Source organism: Streptomyces sp. NPDC003016 (genome assembly GCF_053591455.1).
Genome location: NZ_JBSFTV010000022.1, coordinates 70,173 through 78,777 on the forward strand (window position 1 = coordinate 70,173; position 8,605 = coordinate 78,777).

9 protein-coding genes are annotated in these 8,605 nt (G+C 69.6%); 6 read left to right on the forward strand and 3 right to left on the reverse strand.

Going from position 1 to position 8,605, the window contains the following annotated elements:
- Positions 1 to 6: 6 nt before the first annotated feature.
- The 3 genes from ACWDZ4_RS20455 to ACWDZ4_RS20465 all read right to left on the reverse strand — a co-directional run bounded on the left by ACWDZ4_RS20455 (position 7) and on the right by ACWDZ4_RS20465 (position 2,819).
- Complete coding sequence (locus ACWDZ4_RS20455) at positions 7 to 735, reverse strand: lasso peptide biosynthesis B2 protein (RefSeq protein ID WP_451509818.1); 729 nt, start codon at positions 733 to 735, stop codon at positions 7 to 9.
- Positions 732 to 2,591 (reverse strand): albusnodin/ikarugamycin family macrolactam cyclase, encoded by a 1,860-nt coding sequence (locus ACWDZ4_RS20460; protein ID WP_451509819.1) that lies wholly within the window; start codon positions 2,589 to 2,591, stop codon positions 732 to 734. The genes ACWDZ4_RS20455 and ACWDZ4_RS20460 overlap by 4 nt, the downstream gene beginning before the upstream one ends.
- Positions 2,592 to 2,675: 84 nt before the next feature.
- Positions 2,676 to 2,819: a hypothetical protein gene (locus tag ACWDZ4_RS20465; protein ID WP_451509820.1), complete on the reverse strand. Its 144-nt coding sequence runs from the start codon at positions 2,817 to 2,819 to the stop codon at positions 2,676 to 2,678.
- A gap of 405 nt (positions 2,820 to 3,224) precedes the next feature.
- Here ACWDZ4_RS20465 and ACWDZ4_RS20470 point away from each other — a divergent pair, with 405 nt between their 5' ends.
- The 6 genes from ACWDZ4_RS20470 (at position 3,225) to ACWDZ4_RS20495 (ending at position 8,547) form a co-directional block, all read left to right on the forward strand.
- The gene (locus ACWDZ4_RS20470) at positions 3,225 to 4,652 is read left to right on the forward strand and encodes a transcriptional regulator (protein ID WP_451509821.1); all 1,428 of its coding nucleotides are present in this window, start codon (positions 3,225 to 3,227) and stop codon (positions 4,650 to 4,652) included.
- A 203-nt stretch (positions 4,653 to 4,855) separates the two neighbouring features.
- A complete protein-coding gene (locus ACWDZ4_RS20475) occupies positions 4,856 to 5,299 on the forward strand; it encodes a hypothetical protein (protein WP_451509822.1) in 444 nt (147 codons plus the stop codon).
- Positions 5,300 to 5,308: 9 nt separating this feature from the next.
- Positions 5,309 to 5,464: a hypothetical protein gene (locus ACWDZ4_RS20480; protein ID WP_451509823.1), complete on the forward strand. Its 156-nt coding sequence runs from the start codon at positions 5,309 to 5,311 to the stop codon at positions 5,462 to 5,464.
- A gap of 53 nt (positions 5,465 to 5,517) precedes the next feature.
- Complete coding sequence (locus tag ACWDZ4_RS20485) at positions 5,518 to 5,877, forward strand: hypothetical protein (protein WP_451509824.1); 360 nt, start codon at positions 5,518 to 5,520, stop codon at positions 5,875 to 5,877.
- 1 nt (position 5,878) lies between these two features.
- Positions 5,879 to 8,305, forward strand: coding sequence for a phage portal protein (locus tag ACWDZ4_RS20490; protein WP_451509825.1), 2,427 nt, complete (start codon positions 5,879 to 5,881; stop codon positions 8,303 to 8,305).
- 47 nt (positions 8,306 to 8,352) lie between these two features.
- Positions 8,353 to 8,547 (forward strand): hypothetical protein, encoded by a 195-nt coding sequence (locus ACWDZ4_RS20495; protein WP_451509826.1) that lies wholly within the window; start codon positions 8,353 to 8,355, stop codon positions 8,545 to 8,547.
- The last annotated feature ends 58 nt before the right edge of the window (positions 8,548 to 8,605 follow it).

Here is an 8,605-nt window from a genome sequence, read left to right on the forward strand (position 1 = left end):
CGAATTTCAGTTCGGGCGTTCCACCTCCAGAACTCGGGCGTACGGCCACACCCGGTCCTGCTCCGTCTGTCCGACCACGCAGTCGGCCGCCTCGACCCAGGCGTGCGCGCTCTGTGGCAGGGAGCACGCTCCCAGCACCCACCGGCACCGGCGCCCGGTGAGCGCGGCGGCGAGGAACGTGCCCAACGACTCTTCCAGGCACGCTGTGCGGCCCGGCCACATCCAGGTCGCGCGGCGCACCGCGGCGTGCAGTTGCTCTGCTTCGGCGGTCGTTGCCGCCCGGCCCGGCAGCCGGGCCGCGGCGGCCGCGAGGGCGATCGTCCACCGCAGCGGGGCGCAGCGCAGCAGAACGAGGGCCAGGGCCAGGCCCGCCCCGGCCGCCGCTCGCGCCACCGGCCGGCCGGAGACCGGGGTGGCGAAGCGGATGTTGGGGGCGGGCCGGGCGGCGACTTGGCGCGCCGGGGCAAAGAGGCGGGCCCGGTTCAGGTCGGCCGCTACGGCGGTCAGGTCCCGGCGCACTCGGTGGATGCTGACGACGTTCTGGGCCGCCACTCGCCTTGAGAGGGTCTCGATCGCCTGGTCCACCGGCGTACCGGACAGGACTGTCGACCACAGTTCAACGGTGAGACGGTCCAGGAACTTCCAGCGACCGCGGTAGGGCCGAGCGTCGAGAACGGCGACGCCTTGGTCGGTGACGACGTAATACACCCGGGCCCTCTTGGCATCAGAGCTCATGCTGCCTTCTCCTGTTCCGGTACGGGTTCCCACCAAAACGAGTGACGGTTGGGAAGCGTGGAGAGCCACAACTCGGTGACGAGCAGTTGATGCAGGGCTCCGAGTGGTGCGCGCTCACCGCGGATCGCACCATCGAGCGCGGCCAGGGCCGGCTTCGGATCGATCAGTCCGGCGGCAGCCAGCCGTGACCTGCCGATGATGCTGCGCAGGGTGGTGGCGTTGGCCCGCAGGCCCAGGTGCAGACTCGCGGTCATCGGCGTCTTCGTACGCCTTTGCAGCAGGTAGGCGGGCACCGCGTCGGTGAGTGCGGCGCGGGCCAGCGGCTTGAAGTCGCCGGGTACCCACCGTTCCCACCCCGGGACAGCCAGGCACGCGTCGACCACGGGGCCGTCCAGATACGGGGCGTGGATGGGCAGTCCCCACTGCTGGCGGGCGATCTGGTCGTAGGTGGCGTGTTCCTCCCCCATCCGGTGCAGCGCGATCCGTTCGCCTTCCGCCCCCGGCAGGGCATCCGGCCGGGCGGCACCGGCAGCCCGGCCCACGACCTCGGCAACGGCCCGGCGGCCGTCCGCGCTCAGCCAGGCTCCCGATGCCAGCGGGCCGCACCATTTCAGGAGGTCTGCCGCCTGGAGCCAGGCCCGGTGCCCCTTGGCGGCGGGATCGGCGATGGTGGCAGCCAGAGTGCCGAGCGCCTGCGGGTAGGTGGTGCGAGAGGTACGAGCTGCTTGCGAGAGCACCGCGTGAAGCGGGGTGGTGCGGTTTCGGGCGAAGGCATACAGGCGCTGGGCGGCCGTACGGCGGCCGCCGCTGAGTGCTAGGTCGACCAGGCTCATCGGCGTTGAGTCCAGGACGTTGTCGCCGCCCCGGCCGGTCAGGTGCAGCCGCGACCCGTACGCCACGGCCGGGGCGAGCTGCGCGTGCTTGATCGCCAGCAGTCCAAAGCTCAGCGACGGCGAGTCCGTCAGCGGAAGCCGCCGAAGATCGTGCAGCCCGTCGAAGTGCCCGACCCCGGCCGTGGCACCGTTGACCTCGACGTGGGTGAGCGTGGGGTGGTCGGCGGCGATCCGGCGGGCGTAGTGGATATCGTCCTGGTCGGCCAGCAGGCCGTCGGTGTAGGTGACGGCCGTGACAGGGCCGTGAGCTGCGGCGAGGCTGGTGATGGCGCTGCTGTCGACACCTCCGGACAGGTCCGCGGACACGCTCGCGGTGAGCTCGGTGCGGCGCTGCACCGCCGTATGCAGGTGGCCGGCCAGCTCCGTGGCCCCTTCCCGCAGGCTCAAGCCTGACCAACGAGGGGCGACCGCCTCGGTGCGCGGTGCCCGGCCCTGCGCCAGGACCAGAGCGCGGCCCGGCTCCACCCGGTGCACCCCCTCGAAGTACGAGCGGCCGCCGAGATGGTCGACGCCGTGCAGGGTCAGGGAGGCCAGCAGCGCCGCCGTATCGGGCCGTGCCCCGGTGCGGGCGGCCAAGGCCAGAGCGGACGTCGACCACAGCACCTGCTCGCCGTCGTGCAGCCAGTACACGACCTGGACACCGGCCCGGTCCCCGATCACCCACACCGTGCCCCCTGCGCGGACCACCGCGAGGTAGGAGCCGGGCAGGCGCGCGGCGTGCTCCCACGTTCCGCGCTCGGCCGCGTCACGGGCCTCCCGCAGCTCAGCCGGCGTCGCCAGACAGCTGCCGACGGCCACGACCTCAGCTGTGCCGCCGAGCGCCGGACTGTAGGAGACCTGCGACGGATCGTGCCCGACCGTCCACACCGGTGCCGCCCCCTCCCAAGGGACCGGGACTCCGTTCTGCGGCTGTGACCCACACCTTCCGCCCCGTGCGGGAAACGCCCCGGCGACGAACCTCATCTCAACCTCCCAATGGCCTGCTGGTGGTACGGGAGCGCCCGGGGCATCCGCAGTGACGCGGATGCCCCGGGCGCTGGGGGGTGGTTACCAGTTGCTGTAATACTGGGTGTCGTCCGCATTGTTCGCACCCGCGTGGCCCAGGGTGGCCTCGGTGACGGTGCCCAGCTCGGTCACCGAGGGCTCGATGTACTCACGCTCGACGAGCGGGATGGTGGTGACGTTGTCCATGACTCCTCATTCCTTGTGGCAAGGCCGCTGGCATTCAGCGGCCACAGGGTGGGCTGAGCTCAGTCGAAATACTGGGTGTCGTCGGCCCGGTCGAAGCCGGCCGTGCCCAGCGTGACCGTGGTGACCTCTCCGAGGTCGCTTACTGCTGGAGCGACGTAGAGGTCGGCCTCCTCGTCCATGACGGGTACACCTCCTGGTGACGGAGCTGCCACGACGTTGTGCGGTGGCATGAACAGACCACCAGATGCCGACTGCTGACGGAACTCGGCGAAGGACGGCACACAACGGCGCATCACCCGGCGGGAAACGGTGCCACTCTCGGCGAATTACGGCGAAGAACTCAGCCCTGTTCCCCACTGCCCTGACGCCTCATAGGCTGGTTGGATTCTGCACCCGGAGGCGTCCATGGGAAGGCCCCCGATCGACCGGCGGCCCAACGAGTTACTCGCGCACTGGCTCACCCGCGCGGGCATGTCGAACATCGAGCTAGCGCGCGCCATCACCACCCGGGCCGGCGAACTCGGCGAGCGGGGCATCGGTACGGACGAGAGCCGCGTCCGCCGGTGGCTCAAGGGCGAGACACCCCGCCCTCCCGTTCCGCAGATGATCACAGAAGTCATCAGCGCCCGGGTCGGCCTCCACCTCACCTGCGCAGACCTCGGCCTTCCCGGTCCGCAGGGCCCCGAAGGGGCGCGACACCCCGATCTGCCGTGGGAGGCCTCCAGCACCATCGGTGCCCTGACAAACATCACCCGGAGCGAATTCATGCTGCCGACCACCCGCACCAGCGCCGAAGCGCGAAGCGTCCACACCGGCGACGACCTGCTGAGCCCACTCCAGCGCTGGGCATCAGCCACCTCCACGACCGAAGAGTCCAAGGCCCTACAGGCGCGGTCAGGGCGCATCGGAACGGCACAGGTCGAGGGCATCCGGGCAGTCACAGCGACCTTCCGCGACCTGGACAACCGCCACGGCGGAGCACTCTCCCGCAAAGCCGTCATCGGACAGCTCGACGACGCCGTGGACATGCTCAACTCCTGTTCGTACACGGCCGACACCGGACGGGCCCTGTTCTCCGCCGTCGCCGACCTCGGATCCGTCGCCGGCTGGATGACCTTCGACGCGGGCCGCCACACCAGCGCCCAACGCCTGTTCATCACCGCCCTGCACGCCGCTTCCGAGGGCGGCGACAAGGCACTGGGAGCGCACATCCTGCAATGCATGGCCCGGCAGATGTCGCATCTGGGCCACTACGAGGACGCCCTCGACCTGGTCGCGCTCGCACAGTTCGGCGCCAGGCGCCGCATGTCGCCCGCCACCATCTCCATGCTCGCCTCACTCGAAGCCCGCTTCCACGCCATCTTGGGAAACCTCGACGACAGCGAGCGCGCAGCCGATCATGCCGAGGACGCCTTCACCCGCATCACGGCCGAAGCAGAACCCTCGCACATGGCCTTCTTCGACGCCGCCGAGCTATGCGCCACCCTGGGAGTGGCCCACCAGATCGCCGCGAAGAACAGCACCGGCTCCCACCGCTCGCACCGCGCCGAGAAGTCCGTTGTGCTGATCAATCAGGCACTCGCCAACCGGCCGGAGCACCGGGTGCGCAGCAAGGCATTCGATCACCTCGGGCTCGCCCGCACCTACGTTGCGGCCGACGAGATCGACGGCGCCCTGCTGGAGACAGGCCGGGCCCTGGAACTCTTCGGGGTGATCGAGTCCCATCGCGTCGCCGACCGGCTGGTGGAGCTTCACGAGGAGGCAGAGCCGTTCGCCGACGGACAAGCCGGCGGCGAACTGCGGCAGCTCATTGCCTCAACCGTAGGGGTGTAGCAGAACACGGCCGTGGAGGTCAGTGCCGTTGATTCGCGGCCGGTTGGACTGCCGGCCCTGCCCTACCGGAGCCAGATGTGAGGGGCATCGTGCACTTCCCGCTGCTCAGGTGTAACGCCTGGCCGCTTGATTCCGTCCATAAGGCGGCTAGGCGTTGACGCTCGGCCACGATCTGCTGTATCGCCGCCGGGAGGACCCTCACTGTGCCGACCCCAGTAGTCCGCGATCAACTGGAATTCGAACTGTTCGCCGATCTATTCGCCGAACCGCTGGACGCGCCCCCGCCGTCCGTCGTCGAGGAGACGGAACAGTCTCTCGCGCACGTGTGGATCGTGGCTGCGGAGATCAAGGTCGAGGAGCGCACCGCCAAGCTCGCTGACTTCCGCGGGTCGTTCACCACCGTGTCAGGCACTCGCGTTGACGCTCTGGAGGTGTACTGCCGCCATTGCCGCCGCCCGTACGAGGATGTCGCCGACACTGACTGTGAGGCGCAGATCGACAATCGGCACCTCATCGGCGGTGACCAGACGCAGCGGGCGAAGCGCAAGGTTCCCGAGCTCCCTACGAACGCCAAGGTCATCACTGGCGGCGTGGTCCCACGGCGAGGCATCGGCGCGTACGTCGCCGGCGTCTCCCGGCCCCGGTAGGAGCGCCCTGTGCCCCTTTTCCTTCTCGGTCTTTTCCTCGGCGGACTCTCCGGCTGCGGCACCTACCTCTACACGGGCGACAGCACCCTCGGCGCCGCTGTCGGCGTCATCGTCATGGTGCTCGCCTGGCTCTGTATCGGCACTGTGGTCATCCTCGACGACTGACCCCATTCGGAAGGCCGAGACGCAAGCCGAATGGGCTTCCTACGGTCCGCCGCGTGAATCCTCCAACGCAGTCTCCGCCCCCCAGCCACCAGGCGCACCGGCGTCGCATCGCACGCGACCTGATCGGCCTCTTCCTGGTCGGTGCTGGGGCGGCCGGCCTGCTCGGGGCCCTGTACGCGGCCAACCCACTGGCCGCCCTCTTCCTGGCCGGCCTCACGCTCACCGCGGGCGGCGCCACAATCCTGCGGATCTCTTCGCCCCTCCCACGCATTGCCCGGTTCCTGGCCGGCTACTTCGCCCTCACACTCGGCCTGACGATCCTTGTGGGCATCGCCTGCCACCTCACCCCCTGGTCACTGCTCTTCGCACTGATGCTCACCCTCGGTGTGCTGCTGAGCAGCGAGGGGGCGTGAGATGGCCAAACGCCGTTGGCTCCCCGCCCTCCGCTCACTGATCACCCCAGCACGCCAGGAAACTGAGACCAAAACGGTCTCCTGGACAGGCGGTTACGCCTCCACCACCTACGCGGGTACCTCGAACATCTGGAGCACTGAGGGCCGTGCAGATGGCTGGGACCTACAACGCGTCGTCACCGAGGGGTATGAGCGTGTCGTCTGGGTCTACAAGGCGATCGACACCATAGGCAAGCACGCCTCCCGCCTGCCCCTGGAGATCGGCGTCGGTCTGACCGAGGACGGCGAGTTCGAGGAAGTCATCGAGGACCACCCCCTGCTCCGGGTCCTCAACGGCCGCGCGAACCCGGTGGAGACCGGCGCCCAGTTCCGCAAGCGCCTCAGCGCCCAGATCCTGCTGTCCAAGCGCGGTGCGTTCGTTGAGGTCACCCGATCCAACCGCGGCACGATCACACGGCTCGATCTCCTGCCGCCGGACCGTGTCATCCCCGTCCCGGACCCGCGCGGCGAGTACATCCTTCGCTACGAGTTCACCACCCTTCACGGGGAAGTCCGCGAGCTTGAGCCCGAGCGGGTCCGCTGGATTCGAGATCCCCACCCCACCGATCCGTTCTCCGGTGTCACCCCGCTGGAAGCCGCGGGTATCAGCGTGGAACTCGACCACCTGTCCCGGCTGTACAACGTCGCGTTCATCAAGAACGACGCGCGGCCCGGCGGCATTGTGGCCGTGGACACCACTTCCTTGAGCGATCGGGAGATGGATCGTCTGGAGTCCCGCTTCCTGCCCGGCTCGGAGTTCGCCGGGCACGTCTCCGTGGTCGGTTCGGGCCCCGGCGGCATGAACTACGTGGACTTGGCCGCCCGCCCCCGTGAGATGGCGTACGAACACGCCGCGCAAAACGCCAAGGTCGAGATCCTGGCCGCGTTCGGCGTTCCTGAATCGGTCACCGGTAACGCCTCCGGCCGGACGTTCGACAACGCCGAACAGGAGGAGTACGGCTTCTGGATTCACACAGAGCTGGGGCACTTGGAGATGATCGCCAACGCGTTCGCCTCCGACCTCGACGGTGTGGACCGGGCGATCCGTTTCGACACGTCCACCGTCGAGGCCCTGGAGCTGCCGCGCCGTAAGCGCCGCGCGGAAGCGCGCGAGGAGTGGGAAGCGGGCCTGATCTCCGTCGACGAGTACCGGCGTCGCGCCGGCCTCCCCGCCTTCAACAACCCGCACACCCGTGCTCTGTGGATCAGCCCGCAGAAGGCCCCCGTGCCCGCCCGACCCCAGGACGCTGCCGCGCTCGGTATCGCAGGCCCCGGCGCCCCCGGCGGGCAGCTTCCGCCCGGCCAGGCCCCGCTCGACCCGAATGCGCCGATCGATCCCAACCTTGGCGCTCCCGACGGCCCCGCTGCGGCGGCTGTTGAGCAGGCCCGTGCCGAAGGCGATCAGGCGGCCGTGCCCGGCGCGGCGGCCGCAGCCGTTGCCGGCGCCCGCACCGACTCCGTTGACGGTGGTCCAGGCGCGGCGGCCGCAGCCGTTGTCGGCGCCCGCCAGGACGGTCCGCGCATGCCCGGTGACGCGGCGGCGGCCGTCGAGGAAGCTCGCGGTATCCAGGTCAAAGCGCTGATCGGCGGCCCCGGCCCCGGCTTCGAAGTGACGGATAACGAATTCGACCAGGCCCAGGCCGCCGGCGCGGCCGCGCTCAACGCGTTGTTCGCCCGGCAGGAAGGCGTCATCACAGCGCGGTTGCGGTCTCCCAAGACCCGCAAGGGCACACGGTTCTGGCAGGACGACGGCCCCACCGACACCCGCGGCGGTGATGCGCCCCTGGACATCCACCGCATCGTGGGTATCGACCGGTGGCTGGAAGAGATCGCGAATACGCTCGCCCGGGTCCTCACCGGGGCTGCCTCCGCTGTCTCCAAGCGCACCGCAGCCGCCTTCGGCGCTCCCGAACCTCCGGCGCAGGCGACCCCCCGCATCACCACCGCGGTGCTCGACGCGGTGGCCGCCGCCGAGGAGTCCGCCCGTGGCTTCCTGGACGGCGTCATAACGCTCCTCGACCAGGGCCAGAGCGTCACCGACGACCTGGACGACCTGCTCGCGCTCGTCCGGACCTCCTTCGCCGACAGGGCCCCCGCCGTCACCGAGGGCATCGCGGAGACCGCGGCCGTCGCCACAGTCAACGGCGCCGCCGAGGCCACCGCCGCGGCGATCGGCCCGCACGTCATCCGGGCCTGGGTCACCCGCCAGGACGACCGTGTACGACCCGCCCACGCCGCCATGGACGGAACCACCCTGCCCGTCACCCAGCCCTACGACGTGGCCGGCTACCCGATGCGGTTCCCCGGCGACCAGCTCGCTCCCCTCCATCTGACCATCAACTGCCGCTGCCGCCTGCGGTACCGCACCCACCCCGAGGAGACCCCGTGAGACACGCCGCCAGATTCCTTCGCACCCACACCAGCAAAATCCTCTGGATGGCGTGGGCGGCATTCTTCGTCATCTACGAGACGATCGCCTTGGTGAACGAGAAGGACGACGACACTCTGAGCGAGAACACTCGTCGGCTCTTCCACACCCGGACCTCGAAAGCCGGACGGGCTCTGTTCACGGCAGCTCTGGGCGGCGGCACCATATGGTTCCTGCTGCACATCCTCACCGAGACGATGTGAAGGTGCACCGGTAGGTCGGCTCGTCGCCCGGCGGCGCGTCGGCCTACCGTGCCGCAGA